25 protein-coding genes and 1 tRNA gene are annotated in these 25146 nt (G+C 52.9%); 12 read left to right on the top strand and 14 right to left on the bottom strand.

Annotated features, from left to right (window positions below; all coding sequences use genetic code 11):
• The first annotated feature begins 2 nt into the window (after positions 1-2).
• From IQ22_RS00705 to IQ22_RS00720, 4 genes are all read left to right on the top strand, one after another.
• On the top strand, positions 3-1103 hold the full coding sequence (locus IQ22_RS00705; RefSeq protein WP_145136540.1) for an amino acid ABC transporter permease: 1101 nt from the start codon (positions 3-5) through the stop codon (positions 1101-1103).
• 10 nt (positions 1104-1113) lie between these two features.
• Entirely contained in the window at positions 1114-1881 is a 768-nt protein-coding gene (locus IQ22_RS00710) for an amino acid ABC transporter ATP-binding protein (RefSeq protein WP_145136543.1), read from the top strand.
• 145 nt (positions 1882-2026) lie between these two features.
• Positions 2027-2305, top strand: coding sequence for a GIY-YIG nuclease family protein (locus IQ22_RS00715; protein WP_145136546.1), 279 nt, complete (start codon positions 2027-2029; stop codon positions 2303-2305).
• Positions 2306-2360: 55 nt separating this feature from the next.
• Positions 2361-3296, top strand: a complete 936-nt coding sequence (locus IQ22_RS00720) for a glutathione S-transferase family protein (protein ID WP_145136549.1) — start codon at positions 2361-2363, stop codon at positions 3294-3296.
• Between the two features lie 41 nt (positions 3297-3337).
• On the opposite strand, the gene yejK is transcribed toward IQ22_RS00720, so the two are convergent.
• The 7 genes from yejK to IQ22_RS00755 form a co-directional block, all read right to left on the bottom strand.
• Positions 3338-4345 (bottom strand): nucleoid-associated protein YejK, encoded by a 1008-nt coding sequence (yejK, locus tag IQ22_RS00725; protein WP_145136552.1) that lies wholly within the window; start codon positions 4343-4345, stop codon positions 3338-3340.
• Between the two features lie 84 nt (positions 4346-4429).
• Entirely contained in the window at positions 4430-5422 is a 993-nt protein-coding gene (gene rlmF, locus IQ22_RS00730) for a 23S rRNA (adenine(1618)-N(6))-methyltransferase RlmF (RefSeq protein WP_145136555.1), read from the bottom strand.
• Positions 5423-5437: 15 nt separating this feature from the next.
• Positions 5438-5734 (bottom strand): winged helix-turn-helix domain-containing protein, encoded by a 297-nt coding sequence (locus IQ22_RS00735; protein WP_145136558.1) that lies wholly within the window; start codon positions 5732-5734, stop codon positions 5438-5440.
• A gap of 79 nt (positions 5735-5813) precedes the next feature.
• Complete coding sequence (locus IQ22_RS00740) at positions 5814-8645, bottom strand: valine--tRNA ligase (protein WP_145136561.1); 2832 nt, start codon at positions 8643-8645, stop codon at positions 5814-5816.
• A 92-nt stretch (positions 8646-8737) separates the two neighbouring features.
• The gene (locus IQ22_RS00745; protein ID WP_145136564.1) at positions 8738-9100 is read right to left on the bottom strand and encodes a DNA polymerase III subunit chi; all 363 of its coding nucleotides are present in this window, start codon (positions 9098-9100) and stop codon (positions 8738-8740) included.
• A 5-nt stretch (positions 9101-9105) separates the two neighbouring features.
• Complete coding sequence (locus IQ22_RS00750; protein ID WP_145136567.1) at positions 9106-9534, bottom strand: DNA polymerase III subunit chi; 429 nt, start codon at positions 9532-9534, stop codon at positions 9106-9108.
• Between the two features lie 70 nt (positions 9535-9604).
• A complete protein-coding gene (locus IQ22_RS00755; protein ID WP_145136570.1) occupies positions 9605-11104 on the bottom strand; it encodes a leucyl aminopeptidase in 1500 nt (499 codons plus the stop codon).
• 156 nt (positions 11105-11260) lie between these two features.
• On the opposite strand from IQ22_RS00755, the gene lptF reads away from it, so the two are divergent.
• Both lptF and lptG read left to right on the top strand, forming a co-directional pair.
• Positions 11261-12373 carry an LPS export ABC transporter permease LptF gene (lptF, locus tag IQ22_RS00760; protein WP_145136572.1) on the top strand — a complete coding sequence of 371 codons (1113 nt, stop codon included), beginning with the start codon at positions 11261-11263 and terminating at the stop codon, positions 12371-12373.
• Positions 12366-13427 (top strand): LPS export ABC transporter permease LptG, encoded by a 1062-nt coding sequence (gene lptG / locus IQ22_RS00765; RefSeq protein WP_145136574.1) that lies wholly within the window; start codon positions 12366-12368, stop codon positions 13425-13427. Before lptF ends, lptG begins: the two co-directional genes overlap by 8 nt.
• 301 nt (positions 13428-13728) lie before the next feature.
• On the opposite strand, the gene IQ22_RS00770 is transcribed toward lptG, so the two are convergent.
• The 3 genes from IQ22_RS00770 to IQ22_RS00780 all read right to left on the bottom strand — a co-directional run bounded on the left by IQ22_RS00770 (position 13729) and on the right by IQ22_RS00780 (position 15616).
• Positions 13729-13971, bottom strand: a complete 243-nt coding sequence (locus IQ22_RS00770; RefSeq protein WP_145136576.1) for a hypothetical protein — start codon at positions 13969-13971, stop codon at positions 13729-13731.
• Between the two features lie 196 nt (positions 13972-14167).
• Entirely contained in the window at positions 14168-14689 is a 522-nt protein-coding gene (locus tag IQ22_RS00775) for a hypothetical protein (RefSeq protein WP_145136579.1), read from the bottom strand.
• Between the two features lie 840 nt (positions 14690-15529).
• Positions 15530-15616 (bottom strand) — tRNA-Leu (locus IQ22_RS00780).
• Positions 15617-15719: 103 nt separating this feature from the next.
• Between IQ22_RS00780 and queA the strand changes: the two genes are divergently transcribed.
• From queA to IQ22_RS00810, 6 genes are all read left to right on the top strand, one after another.
• Positions 15720-16763, top strand: coding sequence for a tRNA preQ1(34) S-adenosylmethionine ribosyltransferase-isomerase QueA (gene queA, locus IQ22_RS00785; protein WP_145136581.1), 1044 nt, complete (start codon positions 15720-15722; stop codon positions 16761-16763).
• Positions 16764-16773: 10 nt separating this feature from the next.
• Entirely contained in the window at positions 16774-17892 is a 1119-nt protein-coding gene (gene tgt, locus IQ22_RS00790; RefSeq protein WP_145137547.1) for a tRNA guanosine(34) transglycosylase Tgt, read from the top strand.
• A 30-nt stretch (positions 17893-17922) separates the two neighbouring features.
• Positions 17923-18261 carry a preprotein translocase subunit YajC gene (yajC, locus tag IQ22_RS00795; RefSeq protein WP_145136583.1) on the top strand — a complete coding sequence of 113 codons (339 nt, stop codon included), beginning with the start codon at positions 17923-17925 and terminating at the stop codon, positions 18259-18261.
• A 63-nt stretch (positions 18262-18324) separates the two neighbouring features.
• Positions 18325-20193, top strand: coding sequence for a protein translocase subunit SecD (gene secD / locus IQ22_RS00800; protein ID WP_145136585.1), 1869 nt, complete (start codon positions 18325-18327; stop codon positions 20191-20193).
• Between the two features lie 10 nt (positions 20194-20203).
• Complete coding sequence (gene secF, locus IQ22_RS00805; protein WP_145136587.1) at positions 20204-21112, top strand: protein translocase subunit SecF; 909 nt, start codon at positions 20204-20206, stop codon at positions 21110-21112.
• Between the two features lie 52 nt (positions 21113-21164).
• The gene (locus tag IQ22_RS00810) at positions 21165-21647 is read left to right on the top strand and encodes a glycine zipper 2TM domain-containing protein (RefSeq protein ID WP_145136590.1); all 483 of its coding nucleotides are present in this window, start codon (positions 21165-21167) and stop codon (positions 21645-21647) included.
• A gap of 59 nt (positions 21648-21706) precedes the next feature.
• Here IQ22_RS00810 and IQ22_RS00815 read toward each other — a convergent pair whose 3' ends face one another.
• From IQ22_RS00815 to IQ22_RS00830, 4 genes are read right to left on the bottom strand one after another with little or no spacing between them, the layout of a single operon-like run.
• Positions 21707-22279 carry a BON domain-containing protein gene (locus IQ22_RS00815; RefSeq protein ID WP_145136593.1) on the bottom strand — a complete coding sequence of 191 codons (573 nt, stop codon included), beginning with the start codon at positions 22277-22279 and terminating at the stop codon, positions 21707-21709.
• Positions 22276-22869, bottom strand: coding sequence for a phosphoheptose isomerase (locus IQ22_RS00820; RefSeq protein ID WP_145136596.1), 594 nt, complete (start codon positions 22867-22869; stop codon positions 22276-22278). The genes IQ22_RS00815 and IQ22_RS00820 overlap by 4 nt, the downstream gene beginning before the upstream one ends.
• 29 nt (positions 22870-22898) lie before the next feature.
• The gene (locus IQ22_RS00825; protein WP_145136599.1) at positions 22899-23267 is read right to left on the bottom strand and encodes a YraN family protein; all 369 of its coding nucleotides are present in this window, start codon (positions 23265-23267) and stop codon (positions 22899-22901) included.
• Complete coding sequence (locus tag IQ22_RS00830; protein ID WP_145136602.1) at positions 23264-25021, bottom strand: penicillin-binding protein activator; 1758 nt, start codon at positions 25019-25021, stop codon at positions 23264-23266. The genes IQ22_RS00825 and IQ22_RS00830 overlap by 4 nt, the downstream gene beginning before the upstream one ends.
• Positions 25022-25146: the final 125 nt, after the last annotated feature.

The following is a 25146-nucleotide window of genomic DNA, read 5'->3' on the forward strand; positions in this document are numbered from 1 at the left end:
GCATGAGCAATACGACCCATACCTTCAAGCCCAGCCTGCCACCGCCAACTCTAAATGTAGGCGTTATAGGGTGGCTGCGTACCAATCTGTTTTCCAGTGTAGGGAATACACTCCTGACCTTGGTGGCGCTTTACCTGATCTGGTTGGTCGTTCCGCCAATATTCAACTGGGCATTTTTGCAAGCTGATTGGGCCGGTGCGACGCGAGCGGACTGCACGGCTGAAGGCGCTTGCTGGGTGTTCGTGAAGGAGCGCTTCGGCCAGTTCATGTATGGCTTCTATCCCGCCGAATTGCGTTGGCGGGTCGACTTGACTGCCGTTCTGGCTGTCGTCGGTGCGGCGCCCCTGTTCTTCGATCGCTTTAAGCACAAGGCACGCTACGGCATCGCCTTGCTGGTGGCCTATCCGGTGATCGCGTTCTGGCTGCTGTATGGCGGGTTTGGCCTGCAGGTCGTGCCTAGCAGTGCTTGGGGCGGTTTGATGCTGACGATCGTGATCGCTGCCGTAGGGATTGCAGGCGCATTACCGCTGGGCATTCTGCTGGCACTGGGACGTCGATCATCGCTGCCGGCAATCAAGGTGATCTGCGTTACCACGATCGAGTTCTGGCGCGGTGTGCCACTGATTACGGTGTTGTTTCTATCCTCGGTCATGCTGCCCTTGTTCCTGCCCGAAGGGCTTAGCCTGGATAAATTGCTGCGTGCGGTTGTGATGGTGGTGATCTTCGAGGCGGCCTACATCGCTGAGGTAGTACGCGGTGGGATGCAGGCAATTCCGAAGGGGCAGTACGAGGCGGCTGCCGCGATGGGCTTGGGCTACTGGCGGACCATGGGGCTGGTCATCCTGCCCCAGGCGTTGAAGCTGGTCATTCCAGGCATCGTGAATACTTTTATCGCCCTGTTCAAGGATACCAGCCTGGTCATCATTATCGGCCTGTTCGATTTCCTCAACAGCATCAAGCGCGCCACGGCAGATCCCGCCTGGTTGGGAATGTCCACTGAGGGCTATGTTTTCGCTGCACTGGTGTATTGGGTTTTCTGTTTCGCCATGTCCAGCTATTCGGCGCATCTTGAGCGCAAGCTGAATACAGGCCACACGCGTTAGGAGTTATTCGATGAGCGAAGCGATTAAGCAGGCCGTGGTCAGCGATAAAATGATGATTCATATGCAGGGCGTGAATAAGTGGTATGGCCAGTTTCATGTTCTCAAGGATATCAATCTGGCTGTAACGCAAGGCGAACGTATCGTGCTATGCGGGCCGTCAGGATCAGGTAAATCCACGACGATCCGTTGTATCAACCGTCTGGAAGAACATCAGCAGGGGCAAATCATTGTTGATGGTACTGAGCTGACCAATGATCTTAAACAGATCGAACGCATTCGTAGCGAAGTCGGCATGGTGTTCCAGCATTTCAATCTGTTTCCGCACCTAACCGTCTTGCAGAACTGTACGCTGGCTCCGCTGTGGGTTCGCAAGATGCCTAGGAAGGAAGCCGAGGAAATTGCCATGCATTATCTCCAGCGTGTGCGTATTCCCGAGCAGGCTCATAAGTATCCAGGACAGCTTTCAGGTGGGCAGCAACAGCGTGTAGCCATTGCCCGAGCCTTGTGCATGAAGCCCAAGATCATGTTGTTTGATGAACCTACCTCGGCACTGGATCCGGAAATGGTCAAGGAAGTGCTCGATACCATGATCGGGCTAGCTCAGGATGGCATGACGATGCTATGCGTAACCCATGAAATGGGGTTCGCCCGTACGGTGGCCAATCGGGTTATCTTTATGGACAAGGGGGAAATCGTAGAGCAGGCGCCACCAGATCAGTTCTTCGACCATCCTCAGAATGAACGTACCAAGCTATTCCTGGGGCAGATTCTGCACTAAGCATGCTGCTGAAAGACGCTTTAGGCGCCTTTCAGCATGTCTAGGAGAACGTGGCGCTTGTTCAAGCCATGGCAGGATGACGACAATAGCGCGTCTTTATTTTGTTGGATGATTCGCTCTGTCCGTTCTCTCTGCTTTAGTTTCAATGACGCATCCTGTAAGACCCTGGTTCGTTTACCTGGTCCGCGCGGCCAATGGCGCTTTGTACTGCGGTATCAGTGATGATCCGGTACGGCGGTTCGACACGCATAAGCGAGGCAAGGGTGCGCGCTTCTTTTATTCCAGCCCTGCACAGGCTTTGGTTTATGTAGAGCCCTGTGGAGACAAATCGGCTGCGTTGCGGCGTGAGCGGGCAATCAAACAGTTGAAGAAAACTGCCAAGGAGCGATTAGTCTCATCATGGAGCGGCCCGATCGTCGAATAGGCATAAGCGTACAGTCAGGCTACCTTTAGGCTTTACTATAAAACGAGGCCCTGCCATGACCGACCTGATTTTGCATCATTACTGGACGTCACCCTTTGCGGAAAAGGTCCATCTTTTGATGGGATTCAAACAGCTTGCTTGGCGCTCGGTCATCATTCCACGCATCATGCCTAAACCCGATCTTACGGCCTTGACCGGTGGTTATCGGAAAACACCTGTGTTGCAGGTTGGTGCGGATATCTACTGTGATACGGCTCTGATTGCACGACGACTGGAGCAGGCCAAGGCGACGCCTACGCTCTATCCAGAAGGGCAGGAGTTTACCTGCACTACATTTGCAGCCTGGGCAGACAGCGTAGTATTCCAGCATGCCGTGGCGTTGATTTTTCAGCCAGAGGTCATGGCGGAGCGCATGGCGAATATTCCCCCAGAGCAGGCGCAGGCATTTCTGGCGGATCGTAAAGCTCTGTTCGAGAGGGGGAGCGCACCTCGCATCAGCGCCGAGCAGGCTCGCCAGCATTGGCCAACCTTGATGGCTCGGTTGGAGCAGCAGTTGGCGCGTAGCGAGGGTGAGTACCTGTTCCAGGCGCCTTCTATCGCTGATTTTTCTTTGGTTCATTGCCTTTGGTTCCTCAAGTCAGCGCGGCAAACGGCGTCGCTAGTTGAGGAGTATCCCGAAACGATGGCCTGGTATGAGCGTGTGATGGGGTTCGGCCACGGCACCCATACGGATCTGAGTGGTGAGGAAGCCATCCAGATTGCACGCGCAGCGCAGCCTGCTGCGTTGCCTGAGGAAGCCTCTATTTATCCCGCTGGTTTGCAATCAGGCAGTCAGGTTTCGGTATCGGCCGTGGACTATGGTATTGAAGCTGTCAAAGGTGAACTCTTATTTAGTGGAAGCGAAGAGTTCATCGTGCGACGCGAAGATGAGCAGGCTGGTGTGGTGCATGTGCACTTCCCGTGCATGGGCTTCAAGATCGAGGTGTTGTAGGAGCGGAAGGTGGAGCGCTGCAGACGCGCTCCGCCAAATGATCAATCCTTGCGGCGTTTGATCTGGTCTTTCAGCTGAGTTGGCACTTGACGAATGATCAGAAGATCCTGCGATTCGTCATATTCCACTTTAGAGCCTAGTAGGTGAGCCTCAAAGCTGATGGACAGTCCTTCGGCACGTCCAGTGAAGCGGCGAAACTGGTTAAGCGTACGCTTGTCCGCTGGAATTTCAGGAGCAAGGCCATAATCCTTATTGCGAATGTAGTCATAAAACGCCTTTGGCTGCTCTTCGCTCATCAACTCCGAAAGTTCATCCAGTGCAATGGGCTCGCCAATACGGGCCTGGGTATTCGCATACTCTACCAGCGTGTCGGTCTTCTCCTTGGCTTGCTCCTCTGGAAGGTCTTCGCTTTCTACGTAATCGCTAAAGGCCTTGAGCAAGGTTCGCGTCTCGCTGGGAGCATCGATGCCTTCCTGGCAGCCAATAAAGTCACGAAAATAATCAGAGACCTTCTTGCCGCCCTTGCCTTTGATAAATGAGATGTATTGCTTGGACTGCTTGTTGTTGCGCCATTCCGAAATATTGATACGCGCCGCTAAATGCAGCTGGCCTAGATCCAGATGTTTGGCGGGTGCGACATCCAGAGTGTCGGTCACGGTTACGCCTTCGCTGTGGTGGAGCAGGGCGATAGCCAAGTAGTCCGTCATGCCTTGTTGGTAATGCGCGAACAAAACATGACCGCCAGTAGACAGGTTCGAGCCTTCCATTAATTGCTTTAAGTGATCGACGGCTTGGCGTGTAAACGCCACGAAGTCCTGCCCGCCGTCGAGATATTCGGTCAACCAACCACTGAAAGGGTAGGCGCCCGATTCTTCATGAAAGAGGCCCCATGCCTTATTAGGTTTGGCGTTGTAACTTTCGTTGAGGTCCGCCAGCAGGTTTTCAATGGCTTGCGACTCACTCAACTCTGCATCGCGGGCGTGCAGCGTGGCGGGCTGTCCGTCGGGTTTTTTATCGATCAGATGAACGATGGCGTGGCGAATGGGCATGGGACTCTCTTTTCAATAAAGCGCAGGCGACATTGCCGCGAAGAACTGATGTAGTTGTTAGTGTAGCGCACCCTTATGGCTGCCTTAACGGGCATTCAGCTGCCAGCGCGTCTGACGCCAGTGCTGACGAGACCCGGTATCCAGGAAGGTCCATGCCACTAAGCGGCTACGCTTTTGCCCTTGTGACATATCAATCGTACGGATGTCCTGTGCCTGGGCACGCTTTAGTGCAACCTCGAGCCCTTCTACATTGGTAGCTTTTGAAACCAGGGTGCTGAACCAGAAAACCTGCTGGCCATAGCGGGCGCTTTCTTCGGCCAGCAGGCGGATAAAGCGTGCTTCGCCACCTTTACACCATAGTTCAGCCCCTTGTCCGCCGAAATTCAGTACAGGCAGCTTGCGTTTGGGGTCAAGCTTGCCGAGGTTCTTCCATTTACGGCGGCTGCCACTCAGGGCCTCGTCAAGAGAAGTGTGAAAGGGTGGGTTGCAGAGGGTAATGTCAAAACGATCCTCCAGCGTGATGATATTTTGAAATACATGGTCTGGTTCAGGCTGTTGGCGGAGCGCGATATGCGAGGTCAGGCGGTTACTCTGCAGAATAGCGCCAGCTGAAGCGAGGGCCGCGGCATCAATGTCTGCTGCGGTGAAGCGCCAGCCGTACTCGTGATAGCCAATCAGTGGGTAAATGCAATTGGCTCCAACGCCAATGTCCAGCGCCTCAATAGCGGCACCGCGGGGAATCACGCCATCATTACTATCTGCCAGTAGGTCGGCCAGGGAATGGATGTAATCGGCCCGGCCTGGAATTGGCGGGCATAAGTAGCCCTCGGGAATGTCCCAATAGGCAAGACCGTAGTACTGCCGAAGCAGAGCTCGATTGAAGACCTTGACCGCCGCCGGATCAGCAAAATCAATGCTCTGCTTCCCATACGGGTTGATGATTACAAAGGGAGCCAGCTCAGGGCAGGCTTTGATCATCTTGGAAAAGTCATAACGTCCCTGGTGGCGATTACGGGGATGCAGTATGCCCTTATGGGGTGTAGGGGAGGGAGCGGGGCGCTTTGGCGGCTGTGGCATAGGAGGCTCGAGCAATCAGGGATAACCTAATAAGGTCTTTATTGTGGAAAGATTGGACTTGATCCAATGTTTATCGATGGCGCCCCAATCGCGAATAACGTACTGGCCGCTATGATTACGGGCGCCTTCTGCTTGCTCGAACACACAGTCGATGTCCAAGTCGCTCAAGGCGGCCAACGTATCCTGGGCTGTACGCCGAGGCATGCCAGTCGTTTCCATCAGCGCGGGTACACTGGTAGCGGTACCGGAGTCGACTAACCAGGCCACGTACAGGCGACGATAGAAACTTGTTTTGGTCTTGCTTACGTCCATGGGAGCTCCCTCGGTTGACCGTCCATCATAGAAAATCAAAAGGCCCGCCTAAGCGGGCCTTTTGATTCGACTCGAGCTTTTACAGGGTAGCGATACGCTCACGCTGCTCGGCCAGTTTGGCCAGGGCCTGCTCCGCCTCAGCGAGTTTGGCTCTCTCTTTGGCGATGACTTCAACTGGCGCCTTGTCTACAAAGCCAGCATTGCTCAGCTTGCCGCCTACGCGCTTTACTTCCCCCTCCAGACGCTGAATTTCTTTGTCCAGACGACCCAGTTCGGCAGCCTTATCGATTAAACCGGCCATTGGCACCAACACTTCCATCTCGCCAACCAAGGCGGTCGCGGAAAGCGGGGCTTCCTCGTCAGAAGCCAGGACACGGATGGACTCGAGCTTGGCCAGTTTCTTCAACATCGGCTCGTTCTCTGCCAGGCGGCGCTGGTCTTCCACATTGCCATTCTTCAAAAGAATGTCGATGCGCTTGGCCATGGAAATATTCATTTCGCCACGAATCTGACGTACACCCAGCATCAGCGCTTTGACCCACTCGATGTCGCCTTCGGCAGCGCTATCGATACGCGCCTCGTTGGCAACTGGCCAGGCCTGCAACATGATCGTATCGCCCTGCTGACCTGCCAGCGGCGCGATGCGATGCCAGATTTCTTCCGTGATGAACGGCATGAACGGATGCGCCAGACGCAATGCCACTTCTAGCACGCGTACTAGAGTACGGCGCGTACCGCGTTGACGCTCAACAGAGGCATTCTCGTCCCATAGAACCGGCTTCACCAGTTCCAAGTACCAAGCACAATATTCGTCCCAAATGAACTCATAGAGCGCCTGGGTGGCTAAGTCGAAGCGGAACTGCTCCAGTTGGCGAGTTACCTCGGCTTCAGTGCGCTGCAGTTGTGAAATGATCCAGCGGTCCACGGAGGACAGTTCCACTGGTTCATCATTAACGCCGCAGTCTTTGCCTTCGGTGTTTTCCAGAACGAAGTTGGCAGCATTCCAGATCTTGTTGCAGAAGTTACGGAAGCCTTCGACGCGGCCCATGTCGAACTTGATGTCGCGGCCGGTAGAGGCGAGCGAGCAGAACGTAAAGCGCAGGGCATCAGTGCCGTAGCTGGCAATGCCTTCCGGAAACTCCATGCGGGTTTGCTTGGTAATTTTCTCGGCCAGCTTGGGCTGCATCATGCCGCTGGTGCGTTTCTGGATCAGGCTTTCCAGGTCGATACCGTCAACGATGTCCAGGGGATCCAGTACGTTGCCCTTGGATTTGGACATCTTCTGGCCCTGACCGTCGCGCACTAAACCGTGAACATAAACGGTTTTGAACGGAATCTGCCCGGTCAGGTGGGTGGACAGCATGATCATCCGGGCTACCCAGAAGAAAATGATGTCGAAGCCGGTCACTAGTACGTCAGTGGGGTGGAATGTCTTTAGAAAATCAGTCTGCTCCGGCCAGCCCAGAGTAGAGAATGTCCACAGGCCCGAGCTAAACCAAGTGTCCAGCACGTCGTCGTCCTGGCGCAGCACAATATCACCCAGGTTGTGCTTGCTACGAACTTCTGCCTCGTCGCGACCGACATAGACGTTGCCCATATCGTCGTACCAGGCGGGAATCCGGTGCCCCCACCAGAGCTGACGGCTAATGCACCAATCCTGAATGTCACGCATCCAGGAAAAATACATGTTCTCGTACTGCTTCGGAACGAACTGAATAGAGCCGTTTTCCACTACCTCTATGGCCTTTTCCGCCAATGGCTTGGTGGAAACGTACCATTGATCCGTCAGCCAAGGCTCGATGACCGTACCGGAGCGGTCACCTTTGGGGACCTTGAGGGCATGGTCTTCAATTTTTTCCAATAAGCCGGCAGATTCAAACGCAGCCACAATGCGCTTGCGCGCTTCGAAGCGATTAAGGCCCGCATAATCGGTAGGAATGGCCGTGTCGACGTTACTGTTGATACTACCGTCCAGGTTAAATACCTGAGCCGTAGCCAGCACGGCTGCGTTCTTGTCGAAAATATTAATCAACGGCAAATTGTGGCGTTTACCGACTTCATAGTCGTTAAAGTCGTGAGCCGGAGTGATCTTCACACAGCCGGTGCCAAATTCGGGGTCGCAGTACTCATCAGCCACGATCGGAATGCGACGGCCTACGAGGGGAAGCTCGATAAATTTGCCGATCAGTGCCTTATAACGCTCGTCTTCCGGGTGCACAGCCACAGCGGCATCGCCTAGCATGGTTTCCGGACGGGTCGTGGCGACGATCAGATAATCCAGGCCTTCAGCGGTCTTGGCCCCATCAGCTAGCGGGTAACGCAAGTTCCACAGTGAACCTTTTTCGTCGTGGTTCTCTACTTCCAGATCGGAAATAGCGGTATGAAGCTTGGTATCCCAATTGACCAGGCGCTTGCCACGGTAAATCAAGCCGTCTTCGTGTAGGCGGACAAAGGCTTCCTTGACCGCCTCCGAGAGACCGTCGTCCATTGTGAAGCGCTCACGTGACCAGTCGACCGAAGAGCCCAGGCGACGGATCTGGCGGGTAATATTGCCGCCCGATTCGTTCTTCCATTCCCAGACTTTTTCCAGAAATTTCTCTCGACCGAGATCATGACGACTGACGCCTTGGGCGCTCAGCTGACGCTCCACCACCATCTGTGTAGCGATACCGGCGTGGTCTGTGCCTGGCTGCCACAGAGTATTGCGGCCTTGCATGCGGCGGAAGCGGATCAGGGCATCCATGATGGCATTGTTGAAGCCATGACCCATATGCAGGCTACCGGTAACGTTCGGCGGCGGGATCATGATGGTATAGGGCTCGCCCGAGCCTTGCGGGGCAAAGTATCCCTTGGCTTCCCAAGTCTGGTACCAAGTGGTTTCAATGGCGTGCGGCTGGTAAGTCTTGTCCATGTGGATTGGCAAAGGCGTCTGAAGAAGGAAAGCCTTTGAGTATAACGGGGATAACGGCCAGGCGCGATTGATCGCAACCTTAGCCGTCTCGATTAACGGGTTTGTCGATGCTTTAGAAGTACGTCCAGGCGTGCATCGAGACGCTTGTGCAGCTCGGCCTCGATCTGAGGTACAAAATCGTCGATAACTTCCTGCAGCAGAAGCTGTGCCTCTTTGCGAAGTTCATCTTTTGAAAGGGACCTTGCTGCGGGAAGAGACGGCTCGATCTGGTCTAGCAGCGGCGGAATGGCGCTTAGGCTGTCTTCGGTAGGAACAACGACGTCGGACAATACAGGAATGCCTTCGGAGTCAAGCCGGTCGGTCAGGGTAGGTAAGTTTTCTTTATCTAGTATTTCACGAATCGACTCGAGATCGTTCACAAGGTGTGTGGGGCGAGGCGGTAACGCTTTGTCCATAAGAATCAGACTCGCGGTAGACGATGATCTTGTAAAGCATAGCCACGCTCACGATAGAAGCGGAAACTCTCCCTCGCTGCCTGACGTATGGACGGCTCATCGATAACCAATTCCGCAATCCGGGCAAATTGAGTGAAAAAGGACGGAATGCGTGTGTCTAGGTTGATCAATAGCTCGCCGCGTACAGCGTCCGGCGCCTCTATACCCAGTACTACAGGGCTGTCAGGTTTGTCTTCTACCAAGTCATGAGGAAGAAAACTGTCGTGTCGAAATGACCAGAGACGCTCGTCCAGGCGCACCCGCTGAGCCTCATCGGCGCAGTGTATGTAGGTTTGCATGTCTTGCTTCCAGGCTTTTTCAGCCAGGCGGCATGCAAATATCAGACGGGCATCCGGATCGGCACTGGGAAGGACGTAAAAGTCCACGCGAGTCATGTCGGGTCTCTCATCGCAGGTAAGGGAACCCTGCCGCGACAAGGCACATGACCTCATCGCGGCAAAGGGCTTAGGACTGGCTACGATCCAGCAAGTACTGCATCAGCAGGGGAACCGGCCGTCCGGTTGCAGATTTCTCTTTTCCGCCGCTAATCCAGGCTGTACCAGCCACGTCCAGGTGGGCCCACCGGTAATTCTTTGCATACCGGGACAGGAAGCAGCCTGCTGTAATAGTGCCCGCCTTGGGCCCCCCGATATTGGCCATATCGGCGAAGGGGCTGTCGAGCTGCTCTTGATACTCGTCATGCAACGGCAATTGCCAGACGCGATCATCGGCGGCATCACCAGCTGCCTTGATCTGCTGGATCAGGTCGTCATCATTTCCCATCAGGCCCGACACCAGGGTACCCAATGCTGTGATGCACGCGCCGGTCAGGGTCGCGATATCGATAACCGACTGAGGCTTGAAGCGCTCGGCATAAGTGAGTGTGTCACACAGTACCAGGCGACCTTCAGCATCTGTATTCAAGATTTCGACCGTTTGACCGCTCATGGTCGTCACGATATCCCCTGGACGGGTTGCTGTGCCGCTGGGCATGTTTTCAGCACATGCCAATAGGCCTACCAGATTGATCGGCAGCTTTAGTTCGAGGGCAGCGCGGAATGTGCCTAAGACGCTGGCCGCACCGCACATGTCATATTTCATCTCATCCATGCCCTGGCTGGGCTTGATGCTAATACCACCGGTATCAAACGTGATGCCCTTACCAACCAGCACGTGCGGTTGCGTATTCTTTCCTGCGCCCTTGTAATTCAATACGACCAGACGGGGCGGCTGAGCGCTGCCCTGGGCTACGGCCAGGAATGATCCCATGCCGAGCTCTTGCATCTTCTTCTCGTCCAGAACGTCGACCTTTAGGCCTGCATCTTTGTACTGTTTGCCTAGCGCCTTGGCTTCTTCGCCAATAAAGACAGGGTGACAGATATTCGGCGGTAGATTGCCAAAGTCTTTGGCGTAGGCCACCCCCGCGGCAATGGCTTGCCCGTGAGTAACCGCGCGTTCGATTTCAGCCTGAGCTGTCTTGCTGGTGACCAGCGAGATCTTTTTCAAAGCACTAGGCTCGGCTTTCTGGCTTTTGAAACGATCGAACACATACAACCCATCGGATAGGGTTTCGATCAAGAGGCGCGTCTTGGTATAGGTATCGCGTTGTTTAACGTTGATATCAGCCAAACATAGGGCAGCGTCAGCGCCGCCGAGACCTTTCAGCACGCCTAGTACAGAGGCAATGAGTTTGCGGTAAGCGCGGTCGGCAATGCCTTCTTCTGCCTTGCCGCAGCCGACCAGCAGGACTCGTTCGGCCTTAAGGCCTGCTAGACCTGTCAGAAGAAGCGTTTGACCTGGCTTGCCGGCCATGTCTCCACGCCGGATAGCAGCACTTAAGGCACCGCTACTGGCCGTATCTATCGCGGCGGCAGAGTTATCCAAGTAGCCGTTCTCGCCAATGGCAACGACCAAGGTGGCGGTTTTCAATGTTTCCGGACGTACACTTTTAACCAAAAATTCCATTACGAGAAGCTCCCCAAGACAAACGAGTGGGTTTGCAGGATAATGCCGGCTATTTTCGCCGGGGCCGCCCTGCGGGCCGCCTTGCGCGGGTCGGTTTAGCAACGGCGGCTAGTTTGAGCGTACGCGCCTGAGCCTGACAACCCTGGAGAACACTGTTTGATCGTCTTCCGTTATCTTTCCCGTGAGGTCGTCACTACGATGGCCGCGGTCAGCGCCGTGCTGCTGGTGATTATCATGAGCGGCCGTTTCATTAAATACCTGGCCCAGGCTGCTCAGGGAATGCTTGATCCTAGCGCTTTGCTCATGATCATGGGATACCGAATCCCTGGCTTCCTTGAGCTTATTCTACCGCTGGGCCTTTTCTTAGGTATTTTGCTGGCCTATGGCCGGCTCTATCTCGAGAGCGAAATGACCGTTCTGTCGGCAACTGGAATGAGCCATCGTCGCCTATTGGCCTATTCCATGGCACCGGCAGCGCTGGTAGCTATCGTTGTGGCCTGGCTAAGCCTTTCGTTATCACCCTTGGGGGTTCAGCGTGTCTCGTCCATTCTTAATCAACAAGATGCGCTGACTGAATTCGACACGCTGGCAGCCGGACGTTTTCAGGCACTACGTGATGGTACGCGGGTCACCTATACCGAGGCGCTTAGCGAAGATCGCTCTGAGCTGTCCGGTGTCTTCATCTCGGAGAAAAACCTTTCGAAGAGTGGTGCAGATAAAGGTATCGGTGTTTTAGTCGCGGATAAGGGGCGTCAGGAGGTTCATGCCGATGGCAACCGTTATCTCATTTTGGAAAATGGTTTCCGCTATGACGGTACTCCTGGGCAAGCAGATTACCGAGTTGTGCAATACGACACATACGGCGTACTACTGCCTAAGCCGGAGGTAAGCTCCGATGTCGGTGAGCGAGAGGCCATCCCGACCCGTGAGTTGTGGGCAAGTAACGATCATCGGCATCAGGCTGAGCTGCAATGGCGGTTGTCCATTCCTCTGCTGGTCTTCATCGTGACCTTAATTGCTGTACCGCTTTCTCGCGTCAACCCTAGGCAGGGACGCTTTTTAAAGTTGCTCCCAGCCATCCTGTTGTATATGGCCTATCTGTCGCTATTGATCGCGACAAGAGGTGCGATAGACAAAGGGCGCCTCTCGCCAAGTATTGGCCTATGGCCGGTGCATCTACTATTTCTTGCGTTAGGTTTGCTGCTGGCCTTCTGGGAGCCGTTGCGCCTGTCCATGCGCCGTCGGGCTGCGGAGAAAGGTCATGAATAAAATCGACAGTTATATCGGGCGCTCTGTCTTTGTCAGCATCCTGGCAGTATTAGGTGTAATTCTCGGCCTAGCATTGCTGTTCGCCTACATCGATCAACTGGGTGATTTCGACGATAACTACGGTGCCTGGGAGGCGTTGCGCTTCGTTCTTCTGACTACTCCTCGGCGAGCCTATGAAATGTTGCCCATGGCTGCATTGATCGGCTGTCTGATCGGTTTGGGAGCGTTAGCCAGCAGTAGCGAGCTGATTGTCATGCGAGCTGCCGGTGTATCGTTAGGGCGAATCGTATGGGCGGTCATGAAGCCTATGCTGGTTCTAATGCTGGCAGGCGTACTTATAGGCGAGTATATGGCGCCCTGGAGTGAAAATCTTGCCCAGAGCGGACGTGCATTGGCCCAAGGTAGTGGCGATGCACAGAGTTCACGGCATGGCTTATGGCACCGGCAAGGGCGTGAGTACGTTCATGTAAATGCTGTGCAACCCAATGGCGTTTTGTTTGGTGTCACTCGCTACGAGTTTGACGAGGAGCGCCACCTCTTATCATCCAGCTTTGCCCGGCGTGCCGAGTTCAAAGGTGATCATTGGGAGTTGCAAAACATCGCGACTACCCGTTTTCATGAGCGTAGTACTGAGGTCATCAAGGCTCCAACCGAGCGTTGGGATATTGCGCTGACGCCTCAAATATTGGATACCGTCGTCATGCAGCCTGACGCTTTATCCATTTCGGGGCTATGGTGGTACATCCATTATTTGGCCGATCAGGGCTTGAATAACCGTTCTTACTGGCTTGCTTTCTGGGGCAAGGTTCTACAGCCATTAGTTACCGCAGCCTTAGTGTTGATGGCTATTTCCTTTATCTTCGGGCCATTGCGCTCGGTTACGCTGGGCCAGCGAATCTTTACCGGCGTGATAGTGGGCTTCGTTTTCCGTATCGCCCAGGATCTGTTGGGACCATCAAGCCTAGTGTTTGGCTTTTCGCCCTTATTGGCCGTCCTGGTTCCTGCTGGTATTTGCGCCTTGGCTGGGATCTGGTTGTTGCGTAAAGCTGGTTGAAATAGCGAAAAGGCCGGAACTCTCTTCTTTCGGCCTTTCAATCACAGTAAGGTTTTCTGTCGAATTTCTGCTGAGCGATAAGCAGGCGAGTCGATTAATTCGGCATGCCTGGTATCTTTCCTGAGAAAGTTTTATCCCAATCGATATGGCAATGAAAAATGACCTTAAAGATTGGTTCAGCAGCGGAGTCACTAGGAGCGAGTTCCAGCCTATTCGAGTCCCTAGGGAAGTTAAAAATCACCTAGCACATGAGAAATAGTCATGTTGATTCTTATGTCGAAGAGACTTAATGAATCATTTCTTATGTTCCAAGCACATCTCCCTGTAAGCGTGCTGTACGTTCCTCGATTTCACTCTTGATATCATCAGCTACGGCTTTTAGTAGCACTGCATGATGCAGTTGGCTGGCGTGAAGGTCTCGCTCGACGATAATGCCCTGAGGGGTCGTCACGATGACGCGCGCGAAGTGCTCATTCTGTTCCAGGCATTCTACTTTTCCTTCAGTGGTCAGCTGACCTATCAACGCTGCCAGTAGTCTTTTCATAACCCGAATCTCCTGAGGGCCTATCAAAATGACATGACTGGCAAAAGGGAGTTCTAGCCGCTGGGCGGATAGTTCTCGTGGAGGCAGGTAAGTGAATTAGGCGAAAAAGAAGGGAAGGCAAGCCGGCTGGGGCTGGCATTGATGTCCAGGCACTACAGGGCTAGCCCTGCCTGGTCATTTGGCGGCCGAGACTTTATTACGCCGGGCGGCTCAGATTTCTTAAGGTAACAGGGCTGGCAGGTGGTGCGGAGGGCGTTAGCGCACCATGCATTCTGTATGTCACGGTAGCATCCTCCGCCAAAGACAAATGAATATCGGCCCCTAAGGGTAGTATCACAGTCATTTGTGTGCCGGTAGCGGTTACCACTTCGACTTCTACAGTGTCTGAAAGTGTATTGGTAATCGTGTGAATCTTTTCCACTTCAGCTTCAAGAAACTGCTCGAGAATTACAGGACCCTTATCCAGTTGGGGCGGATAGTCCTCTTGCTTCTCAAAGGAATCGAGCACAGATGGGTGGGCTTCAAGAAATTGTTCTAAAATCGAGGGTTCTGTATTTAGAAAATGGCTTAGAAGCGAAGGCTTTTCAGGTGTAGTTGGTGCAAGAGTCGACGTGTCTTCCAAGAGTTTTGTCAGAGCCGACGAGTTGTCTTCCAATAACTGCCCGAGAACGATGGAGTCTTGCTCTACGTGCTGCTCGATTTTTACCGGATCTTTCATATCAACCTCTCCTTGTCAAACTGTACGCATGCTCTAGTGCCTTGCTGTAGCAAGTGGGCCACTAGGGAACTGTGAGTCCTGCCTGAGGGTATGTCTTTGCGACAAGACTTGCTCACTATAGAAGAACATTTCTAACCGCGACTTAACTTTCTAAGTGGTTCCGCTCTTTCTGACAGGCGGCCCTTTCGCTTTTCTTACCAGAGTTAGGGCTGCTAAGGGCAGTTTAACTTCCAAACAAAGATTTTATTAAAGCGCTAAAGTTCCAGGTATGTAACTCATAAAGTGGCATCAGGGCCATCTAGAGCTATGTTTTTACAGTCGTAAGTTAATAATTTTCTTCTTTAGATAGTTACAGATCAACGATTGTTAGTGAGCTTTGTTTTTACAAAAACCTGCTGCTTTTCGTAATTTCCTGCAAAAATTTCAAAAAATTGGCAAAAAGGAGTGCGTTAGTTTTTGTAAAATCTGGTTTGCTTGTGTAGCAGCTTAAAGTGATAAGCAAGAGTAAAGATAAAGCCGTTTTAACGTGCGGTAGGGGTAGGGCGTCTCATACGATTTAGATATATAAAAACCTCATATGTGACTGTTTTAATAAAACGTTAAGGCATAAGGCTAGAAGGCCTTGCGTATCGTTTTATGACAGGTAATTGGTTTTCAAAGGTATGAGCCAAGAGCATTGTTCACTGTGTTCTGTCTATTGAACAGAAGACAAGTTGTGCTGATAAAGGTCGCTTGGCTTTTTATACAGGTAAGTGGAAGGGCAAATGACAGGCACAAAAAAAGCCAGATAACTGGCTTCTTTGTTTTCCCTCTATAGCATGGCGCTATTTGGGAGATCTTTGGTGCCTCGGGAGAGACTCGAACTCTCACTCTGTCGCCAGAAACGGATTTTGAATCCGCCGCGTCTACCGATTCCGCCACCGAGGCAATGGCGGCGCAGTATAGAGATGAGTTTTAACCGCGTCAACGCTTTTCATGGTCATATTTCATCTCTTCCGGTAAGCTGTGCGGCCTTTCGAGATGAACCGGCATGCAAGTTTCCGATTTTTATTTTGAGCTACCTGAGACGCTGATTGCCCGACACCCTCTTCCCGAGCGGCGGGCAAGCCGTCTATTGGTGTTAGATGGGCCTTCTGGAGCCATCCAGCATCAACACTTTTCCGACCTTCTGGACTACTTACGTCCAGAAGATGTGATGATTTTCAACGATACGCGTGTGATTCCTGCTCGTCTGTTTGGGCAAAAGGAAAGCGGCGGCAAGCTGGAAATCTTGGTCGAGCGGGTGTTGGATGAACACCGCGTATTAGCACATGTACGCTCCAGCAAGTCGCCCAAGCCAGGCTCGTATATCGTGGTCGAGGGAGGCGGGCGTGCCGAGATGCTGGCACGTCATGATGCTCTTTTTGAGCTGCGCTTTGACGAAGCCGTATTGCCTTTGTTGGATAGGGCTGGGCATATGCCGCTGCCACCATACATTGATCGCCCGGATGAAGAAGCTGATCGCGAGCGCTATCAGACTGTTTACGCACGAAAGGCAGGTGCTGTGGCCGCTCCTACAGCGGGCCTGCATTTTGACGAGGCCATGCTGGCAGCAATTCGGGAAAAGGGTATCGAAACCGAGTTTGTGACGCTTCATGTTGGCGCTGGTACTTTCCAGCCGGTCCGCGTTGCGCGCATCGAAGATCACCATATGCATCGTGAGTGGCTACAGGTTAGCCAGTCCGTGGTTGATGCTGTTACGCGTTGCCAAGCGCGAGGCGGTCGGGTCATCGCTGTAGGGACAACCAGTGTCCGGGCGTTAGAAAGTGCTGCGCGCGACGGACAGCTGAAGCCATTTAGTGGCGATACGGATATTTTTCTTTATCCTGGGCGGCCTTTTCACGTCGTCGAAGGGCTTATCACTAATTTCCATTTGCCGGAATCGACGCTGCTCATGCTGGTATCGGCTTTTGCAGGCTATACGCAAACGATGGCGGCTTATGCCGCGGCGGTAGAGAATCAATACCGTTTCTTCAGTTATGGTGACGCTATGTTTGTCACCCGCAATCCAGGGGCCAAGGGGCCAGAGTCCTGACATGAGTTTCATGAAATTTGAATTGCTGGCAACTGAGGGGCGGGCCCGCCGTGGCCGACTAAGCTTTCCTCGCGGCGTAGTCGAAACCCCTGCCTTCATGCCGGTTGGTACATACGGCACCGTCAAGGGCATGTTGCCACGAGATATCGAGGCGATTGGGGCTCATATCATCCTGGGGAATACCTTTCACCTCTGGCTGAGACCTGGTATCGAGGTCATCCAGAAGCATGGCGACCTGCATGATTTCATGCAATGGAAGGGGCCTATTCTTACGGACTCGGGTGGCTTTCAGGTGTTTAGTCTGGGAGCGCTGCGCAAGATCAAGGAAGAGGGGGTCTACTTTGCGTCGCCTGTCGATGGTGCCAAAGTATTCATGGGGCCTGAGGAGTCCATGGCGGTACAGCGAGCGTTAGGCTCAGATATCGTTATGATCTTTGATGAGTGCACGCCTTACCCGGCCGACTTCGAGACGGCTAAGCGCTCCATGGAGCTATCGTTGCGTTGGGCGAAACGTTCACGTATCGCTCATGGCGATAATCCTTCGGCCCTGTTCGGTATTGTGCAGGGGGGAATGCATGAGGAATTACGCCTGCGCTCCCTGGAAGGGCTCGATAGTATAGGCTTTGATGGTTATGCTATCGGTGGGCTTTCTGTTGGCGAGCCGAAGGAAGAAATGATCCGGGTTTTGGATTTTCTTCCACCGCACCTGCCTGCCGACAAGCCGCGTTACTTAATGGGTGTTGGAAAGCCGGAGGATCTGGTCGAAGGTGTGCGGCGTGGCGTCGACATGTTCGATTGTGTAATGCCTACACGTAATGCACGTAACGGCCATCTCTTCATCGATACCGGTGTTATCAAAATTCGCAATGCTGTTCACCGGCATGATGATTCACCATTGGACTCAACGTGCGACTGCTATACCTGCCGCAACTTCTCTCGCGCTTACCTGCATCACTTGGATAAGTGTGGCGAAATGTTAGGGAGTATGCTGAATACAATCCATAATCTGCGTCATTATCAACAGGTGATGTCTGGTTTGCGGGACGCTATTCAACAAGGTAAATTGGCCGACTTCGTCGATTCCTTCTACGCACGCCGCGGCTTGCCTACCCCGCCGTTGGCTGATTGATTTTCAGACTTTGCAACAGGAGTTATTGCAATGAGCTTTCTGATCCCTGCTGCCTATGCCCAGGATGCTGCTCCGGCAGCTGCTGCGCCCGGTGGTGAATACATCCAGTTCGTGTTTCTGATTGGCTTCGTGGTTATCTTTTACTTTTTGATCTGGCGGCCACAGGCCAAGCGTGCCAAGGAGCATAAGAATCTGTTGGGTAACCTGCAGAAAGGCGATGAGGTTGTTACTTCGGGCGGTATCGCTGGTCGTGTTGTAAAAGTTACGGACGAATTCGTTGTGATCGAAGTATCTGATACGGTCGAACTCAAGTTTCAGAAAGGCGCTATCGCCGCAACGCTGCCTAAAGGCACGTTGAAAGCGATCTGATCCAACCCTCCAAGGTATGCACGGGGCGCGCAAGGCGCCCCGCTTCTTAATCCGGGCGGTGTCATGCTCAATAAATATCCCTTATGGAAGTACCTGCTGATCCTGGCAGTATTGGTAGTCGGCTTCATTTACTCTGCACCTAATCTTTATCCTGACGACCCTGCTGTTCAGATCAGTGGTACAAGCACGGAGCTGACCATTACTCAGGGTGATCTGGATAAGGTTAGCAAAACGCTCTCAGGCGCTGGCATCACTGTGAAGGCGGCTGAGCTGAGCGCTGATGGTAAGCGTGGTCTGATTCGCCTGAGCAAGGCGGAAGAGCAACTGCCGGCGCAGGATTTGGTTCGTAAGACGTTGGGTGACAATTATGTCGTAGCCCTCAATCTTGCCTCCACCACGCCTCAATGGCTGCGTAATCTGGGCGCGTCGCCCATGAAACTAGGCCTTGATCTATCTGGTGGGGTCCATTTTCTGCTAGCTGTGGACATGGACAAAGCTGTCGATGCTCGAATGAAAGTCTACGACAGCGAAGTGAAAACTCTACTGCGGCGTGAGCGCATACGCTACCGCAGCCTGCCTCAGCAGGGAAACGTCATTCAGCTAGGTTTTGCTGATAGCCAGGCGTTAGAGCAAGCAGCCAGCCTTGTTCGAAAGAATTACACTGATTTCGTCGTAACAGACGAAGCGCGCGACGACATGCAGGTACTTCGTCTAGAGCTTTCCCAGGCTAGGCTGACTGAAATCCGTGAATATGCCATTACGCAAAACCTTACGACGGTCCGCAATCGGGTTAACGAGCTGGGTGTTGCCGAGCCATTGGTACAGCGTCAGGGTGCTAGTCGGATTGTGGTAGAGCTGCCGGGCGTTCAGGATACTGCTGAAGCCAAGCGTATCCTGGGTAAGACGGCTAACCTTGAGTTCCGTCTTGCGGCGACAGCCGACACACCTCGCGGATCGACAGAAAGTTTTGAGTTTCGTGAGCCGGGCCGGCCTTCGGTTCCGCTAGAGCGTAGCATTATCATTACTGGTGATCAGGTCACTGATGCTTCGGCCAGCTTTGATGAAAACGGCCGTCCGCAGGTCAATATCAAGCTGGATGGCCATGGCGGCGATTTAATGAGCCGTGCTACGCGCAGTAATGTGGGACGCAGCATGGCGGTCGTATTCATCGAGCAGAAGCCTGTGACGCGCTATACCCGGCAGGTTGTCGACGGGGTCGAAAAAGACGTGGCGGTCCAAAGCTTCCAAGAGGACCGTCGGATTATCAGTCTGGCGACCATTCAATCGCCGCTGGGTAACAGTTTCCGTATTACCGGTCTGGACGGTGCGGGTGAGGCGTCCGAGCTGGCTCTGCTTCTGCGTGCGGGTGGTCTTGCGGCCCCTATGTACTTTGCTGAAGAGCGTACGCTAGGCCCGAGCCTGGGAGCCGATAACATCGCTAAGGGTGTTAATGCCTCCATCTGGGGCATGGTTTTCGTTTCGCTGTTTATTATCGCGATTTACCGCTTCTTTGGTGTTATCGCTACGGTAGCATTGGCCTTCAACATGGTTCTGCTGCTCGGGCTCATGTCCGTTCTACATGCGACACTCACGCTTCCGGGTATAGCCGGTATCGTTTTGACGATGGGCATGGCTGTTGATGCGAATGTCCTGATCTTTTCGCGTATTCGTGAAGAGTTGGCCAACGGGATGCCTGTACAGCGAGCTATCCATGAAGGCTTTAGTCGTGCGTTCAGTGCCATCATTGATGCCAATCTGACGACTCTTCTAGTGGGTGCAATTCTCTTTGCCATGGGAACGGGGCCGGTTAAGGGCTTTGCCGTCACTATGTCGCTGGGCATTTTTACATCCATGTTTACAGCCATCATGGTTACCCGCGCTATGGTCAATTTGATTTTCGGGGGCCGCAACGTCAAGAAGTTGTGGATTTAAGGAGGTAGCCATGAAAAGAACTATTAATTTCATGGGGGTGCGCAAGTTCGCATTTGCCATGACGCTCATCCTTACCGTGCTCGCCATTGGTAGTATGTTGACCAAGGGGCTGAATCTGGGGCTGGATTTTACGGGCGGGACGCTTATTGAGCTGCGTTATCAAGAGTCTGCCGACTTGGGAGCTATACGCGAACAACTGGAAGCGTCGGGATTAAAGGATGCCGTTGTGCAGAGTTTTGGCGCGACGACTGACGTACTGGTTCGTATGCCTGGTGATGACCCTCAGCTGGGCCAGAAAGTAGCGGACGCACTTCAGCAAGGCAATGAAGAAAACCCTGCTTCAGTGACTCGTGTCGAGTTCGTAGGTCCGCAGGTGGGTGAGGAGCTGCGTGACCAGGGTGGTCTGGGAATGCTACTAGCGCTGGGAGGAGTTCTGCTCTATGTAGGTTTTCGTTTCCAGTGGAAATTTGCTGTAGGTGCCATTATTTCCCTTGTTCATGATGTGATCGTGACCTTGGGTATTTTGTCCTTTTTCCAAGTTACATTTGATCTAACCGTCTTGGCTGCAGTTTTGGCCATCATAGGTTATTCGCTTAATGACACTATCGTTGTTTTTGACCGAGTACGTGAAAACTTTCGGGTTTTGCGCAAGGCCAGTCTCATAGAGAACATTAATATTTCGACGACCCAAACCTTACTGCGAACCATGGCAACTTCGATTTCAACCTTGCTGGCCATCGCAGCACTGTTGTTCTTTGGGGGAGATCACCTGTTCGGCTTTTCGATTGCTTTGTTCATTGGTGTGTTGGCGGGTACTTATTCCTCGATTTATATCGCCAATGTGATCCTGATTTGGTTGAACTTGAGTAGTGAGGATCTGATTCCGCCTCCTGCTAAGGAAGTCGACGATCGTCCTTGAGTACATGGGCTGCTTTTAGCAGCCCATGTTTTTATAGGTGTAGAAAATTCCTGTGAGTAAATCGATGGTTGTGGGAGCGCTCTTTAGCATTGGTGTGGCGACTGCTAGCGGAGTCGTTGCCTATGCGCTTTCAGCGCGAGAACCCCAATTTGCTGAAGTCTTGACCGTCCAGCCTATCAAGGAAGTTATTAAGACGCCTCGTAATGTATGTAAAGACGTTGCCGTGACATATCCGCACTTGGTGAAGGATCAGGATCGAATTGCTGAAGCGGCCGTAAATACTGAAGTAGGCGGTGTGGAGAGATCTGCTAGTAGAAAAAACCAAGAGCGTCCGCCGCTGAAAGATTTCTTTACAGTAACAGAAACGCGCTGCAGCACGATTATAGATATAAGTGAAAAGGTCGTTGCTTACGAAATAAAGTATCTAATCAATGGCACTGTTAAGCAGATGCGTATGAACCGTGATCCAGGTAATCAGATTCCTGTAATGGGTAATCAGTTAGTGTTAGCTGGCGATTCAATTACGGTTCAATAATAAGCGTTATGCAATATAAAAAACCCGCTTACTAGCGGGGTTTTTATATTGAGAGAGCATTAATCAATGTATTCGAACAGTTTGACGATTTTTTGCACGCCAGACACGCTCTGAGCAACATTGGTCGCTAAATTAGCTTCTTGATGCGTTACTAAGCCTAACAAGTAAACAATGCCATTCTCGGTGACCACTTTGATGCGTGATGAGGGCACGTTGTTATCAGCAATCATTTTTGACTTGATACGGGTTGTAATCCACGTGTCATTGTTCCGTGCTAGCAAAGAAGAAGGCGGTAGAATTTGTAGTTCATTGTGGACCAGCTTGACGCGTTGTACCGCACGAGCTACTTGTTCCGCCTGTGCCTTCAATTCTGGCCGAGGTGTCTGGCCTGCCAAGAGTACTACACCGTTGTAGCTGACCACGACGATATGGGATTTATCAAGGTCTGGGTGAGCCTTGGAGATGTTTACCGCCGCCTTGGTTTCGATAAGTGAATCATCGATCTTGCTACCAATCGTACGCGTCCCACGATTATCGTCGATGGGCTTGTCACGCGTCGCAGTCAGAACGCTATTGCAACCGCTGAGTGCCAAGCTAGCTACTAGGCAGGACAAGGCGATGCCTTTCTTCATTCTTCACTCCCAAACAATTGCTGATCGATTTGATCGCACAGGCAATGAATGACTACCAGGTGAACTTCCTGGATGCGTGCAGTGACCTTGGCCGGGACACGAATCTCGATGTCTTCCGGTAGCAATAAAGAGGCCATACCTCCACCGTCGCGCCCGGTCAGCGCAACGACGGTCATTTCCCGATCATGAGCCGCCTGAATAGCTTGAATGACATTAGCTGAATTGCCGCTGGTTGAAATAGCCAGCAGAACGTCACCAGGCTGGCCTAGGGCGCGAATCTGCTTCGAAAAAACTTCGTTGTAGCTGTAGTCATTCGCAATAGAGGTAAGGGTTGAGCTGTCAGTCGTCAGAGCTATGGCTGGCAGGCTAGGCCGCTCACGCTCGAAACGATTCAACAGTTCGGAGGAAAAGTGCTGAGCATCTCCAGCCGAGCCGCCATTGCCGCACGATAGGATCTTTCCTTCGTTGAGCAGCGCATTGACCATGACCTGGCTCGCATGCTCGATATAGGGAACAAGGACCTCCATCGCTTGACGCTTGGTCTCGATGCTGTCCTGGAAGAGCTTGATAATGCGGGCTTGCGTGTCCATCGGTTTTAGTCTTGACCTTGTGAAACTACTCAGGAATCGAATGCATTCTTGATCCACTCGAGGCGTAGCGGCTGGGCAGTGGCCGTGGGGCTTATCGCTACGACGTCGAAACGGCAGGGCTGTCGTGCCCAGCGTGTTTCGTTCTGAAGAAAAGACTCCGCAGCAGCGACCAGGCGTTGGCGCTTACGAGCATCGACGCTTTCTATCGCTCCACCCCAGGCGCTATGACGCCTAGAGCGAACTTCGACAAATACTACTGTATCTCCGTCAAGCATGACCAGATCAAGCTCACCTAGCCGACAGGACCAATTGCGTACAAGCAACTTCAACCGGTGACGTTGAAGATGATCTAGGGCGAGGTTTTCCGCAGCCAGCCCGCGTTCGCGTGTGGTTGTCACAGTGGAGTCGGCTGAGTAAGTGGTTGAACCTGGCCATTAATGAACTGAGCCCAGGGGAGTTTACGTGTCACGCGTTGAGTTGAGCTGAGACTTAGCTCGCCGGATAGGCCTTCTAATTCAGTATTTGGTAAGGCCTTAAGCTGTGGAAGCCGGCTGGAAAGCATGTAGGCATCGGCGCCCATGGCATAGAGTCGCCCAAAGCTACTAGCCGCTTGAGGCCACTGTGCAACCACTTTACGGCGTATTGGATTGTTTGGCTCGAGTAGCCAAGGGGTTTCGCAGAACTGAATACCGTTTAGGTCTTGATCCTGCGCAGGGTTGCTGGTGCCCGTGTAAAGATGAGACGTTGCATATACAGGGATGTTGCCAGCGTACTGATAGGCCAGCGTAGGATTGATCTGGCGAGCCTGCTGGGGAGTGGCTGCTAGGAAGATGAGGTCAATGCTCTGGCCGTTCTGTCGGTTCTGCAATAGACGGCTGATCTGTCGTGCAATCTCGACCGGCTGATCGATTCTCTCAGCACCTAGTAATGCACCGCCCTGAGCTTGCCATTCACGGCTGAACGCTGCTAGGACGCGATCACCCCAATCGCCGCGAGGAACAAGTGCCACGGCAGTATGCTTGCCATCTTTTTTGGCGCGTAAGGCAGCCTCACGGGCCTCGTCCTCTGCTGCCAGACCGAATTGGTAGAGTTGTGCAGGGCCTTCGTCTTGCGTGTCGCTGTAGTTCAATGCGAGTGTCGTAATAGGTAACTGCTCGCGATCATTGAGCTGTTTGACGAGGCTCTTTTCTAGCGGCCCGATAACTAACTGAATGCCATCTGACTTGGCTCGTTGGTAGAAGTCATCCAGGGAGCGCATCTGGGTACTATCATAAAAAATCACGGCAGGCGGCGAAGTGCCTTCCTGTTGGCTTTCGTATAGTGAAGCCATAAAACCATCTTGCAAAGCCTTCGATACATTAGCCAGCTGACCTTGCTGCGGAAGCAGAAGGGCGATTCGATTCAGCGGTTGTTGTTCGGTCGTTCTGAGTGCTGCCAGCGCTTTAGGTAACTGGAGGGCGGCGGGATGATTCGGGTTTTGCGCACGCCAGGCATCAATGGCTGCAATTTGCTGATCCAGGGAGGCATTGGTACGTGTAAGGCTGACTAAGGCTAGCCAGCCATTGAGTTCGGTGTTTCCAGGGATTGCTTGTAGCTGCTCGGCTGGCAGGGCGGCTACCAAGCCCCAAATGGCTTCATGGTTATCGGCGATCTGCTGAGGGTCTTTTAGCATGGGCGCGATATAGATGCGCTCCTTAGCTGCCGGCAACTGTTGCTGATCCGCCTCAAGGGCTCGAGCCTTAACTAATGATGTACGGATTTGCTGTTCGACAGGAAGTTCGGCAATACGCTCGAAGCCTGGTTGTTGCAATGCCTGCAGAGCCTGTTTGGGCTGATTTTCAGTCAATGCTATTTCGGCACTTAGTGTTCCGGCATATACCTGCGGCACAGGTTTCAATTGCTGGAGCTGGAGTGATGCTAGGATCTGCTTCGCTTGTGTCAGGTTGTGCTGCTTATAGGCTAAGTCAGCTGCAGACAGACGCAACATGTTTGCCTCTTCAGAGGTGCTATTGCCGGCCTTTTCCAAGAGCTGTTGAATAGAGGCTTGAGGCGTCCGGGGCAACTCGCCCAAGGTATTGGACGGTGCATTGGCACAAGCGGCCAAAAGACTGATGAGAGGGACGCTTAACAGCGTACGCAGGCGAACGGTCATGTCGTATGTCCTGACGCAATCGGAATGAAGTGCATGGATTGTAACCAGTGGCAGCCTGTGGCGCGAATGGCAGTAGCTCGAAACGCGTACAATACCTCTGACTTCATTGTTGCAAGAGGCCTTTC

Origin of the sequence: Pseudomonas duriflava (assembly GCF_007830155.1) — a bacterium.
GTDB lineage: Bacteria > Pseudomonadota > Gammaproteobacteria > Pseudomonadales > Pseudomonadaceae > Chryseomonas > Chryseomonas duriflava.

Excerpts from the sequence above, each read along its gene's own strand:
- rlmF (WP_145136555.1), bottom strand. The coding sequence starts at position 5,422 with ATGCCACAGCCGCCAAAGCGCCCCGCTCCCTCCCCTACACCCCATAAG.
- IQ22_RS00710 (WP_145136543.1), top strand. The coding sequence starts at position 1,114 with ATGAGCGAAGCGATTAAGCAGGCCGTGGTCAGCGATAAAATGATGATT.
- secF (WP_145136587.1), top strand. The coding sequence starts at position 20,204 with ATGAAAAGAACTATTAATTTCATGGGGGTGCGCAAGTTCGCATTTGCC.
- IQ22_RS00820 (WP_145136596.1), bottom strand. The coding sequence starts at position 22,869 with ATGGACACGCAAGCCCGCATTATCAAGCTCTTCCAGGACAGCATCGAG.
- IQ22_RS00775 (WP_145136579.1), bottom strand. The coding sequence starts at position 14,689 with ATGAAAGATCCGGTAAAAATCGAGCAGCACGTAGAGCAAGACTCCATC.
- yajC (WP_145136583.1), top strand. The coding sequence starts at position 17,923 with ATGAGCTTTCTGATCCCTGCTGCCTATGCCCAGGATGCTGCTCCGGCA.
- IQ22_RS00740 (WP_145136561.1), bottom strand. The coding sequence starts at position 8,645 with ATGGACAAGACTTACCAGCCGCACGCCATTGAAACCACTTGGTACCAG.
- IQ22_RS00705 (WP_145136540.1), top strand. The coding sequence starts at position 3 with ATGAGCAATACGACCCATACCTTCAAGCCCAGCCTGCCACCGCCAACT.
- IQ22_RS00745 (WP_145136564.1), bottom strand. The coding sequence starts at position 9,100 with ATGGACAAAGCGTTACCGCCTCGCCCCACACACCTTGTGAACGATCTC.
- IQ22_RS00815 (WP_145136593.1), bottom strand. The coding sequence starts at position 22,279 with ATGAAGAAAGGCATCGCCTTGTCCTGCCTAGTAGCTAGCTTGGCACTC.
- lptG (WP_145136574.1), top strand. The coding sequence starts at position 12,366 with ATGAATAAAATCGACAGTTATATCGGGCGCTCTGTCTTTGTCAGCATC.
- IQ22_RS00830 (WP_145136602.1), bottom strand. The coding sequence starts at position 25,021 with ATGACCGTTCGCCTGCGTACGCTGTTAAGCGTCCCTCTCATCAGTCTT.
- tgt (WP_145137547.1), top strand. The coding sequence starts at position 16,774 with ATGAAATTTGAATTGCTGGCAACTGAGGGGCGGGCCCGCCGTGGCCGA.
- queA (WP_145136581.1), top strand. The coding sequence starts at position 15,720 with ATGCAAGTTTCCGATTTTTATTTTGAGCTACCTGAGACGCTGATTGCC.
- IQ22_RS00750 (WP_145136567.1), bottom strand. The coding sequence starts at position 9,534 with ATGACTCGCGTGGACTTTTACGTCCTTCCCAGTGCCGATCCGGATGCC.
- IQ22_RS00755 (WP_145136570.1), bottom strand. The coding sequence starts at position 11,104 with ATGGAATTTTTGGTTAAAAGTGTACGTCCGGAAACATTGAAAACCGCC.
- yejK (WP_145136552.1), bottom strand. The coding sequence starts at position 4,345 with ATGCCCATTCGCCACGCCATCGTTCATCTGATCGATAAAAAACCCGAC.
- IQ22_RS00735 (WP_145136558.1), bottom strand. The coding sequence starts at position 5,734 with ATGGACGTAAGCAAGACCAAAACAAGTTTCTATCGTCGCCTGTACGTG.
- IQ22_RS00720 (WP_145136549.1), top strand. The coding sequence starts at position 2,361 with ATGACCGACCTGATTTTGCATCATTACTGGACGTCACCCTTTGCGGAA.
- IQ22_RS00770 (WP_145136576.1), bottom strand. The coding sequence starts at position 13,971 with ATGAAAAGACTACTGGCAGCGTTGATAGGTCAGCTGACCACTGAAGGA.
- IQ22_RS00715 (WP_145136546.1), top strand. The coding sequence starts at position 2,027 with ATGACGCATCCTGTAAGACCCTGGTTCGTTTACCTGGTCCGCGCGGCC.
- secD (WP_145136585.1), top strand. The coding sequence starts at position 18,325 with ATGCTCAATAAATATCCCTTATGGAAGTACCTGCTGATCCTGGCAGTA.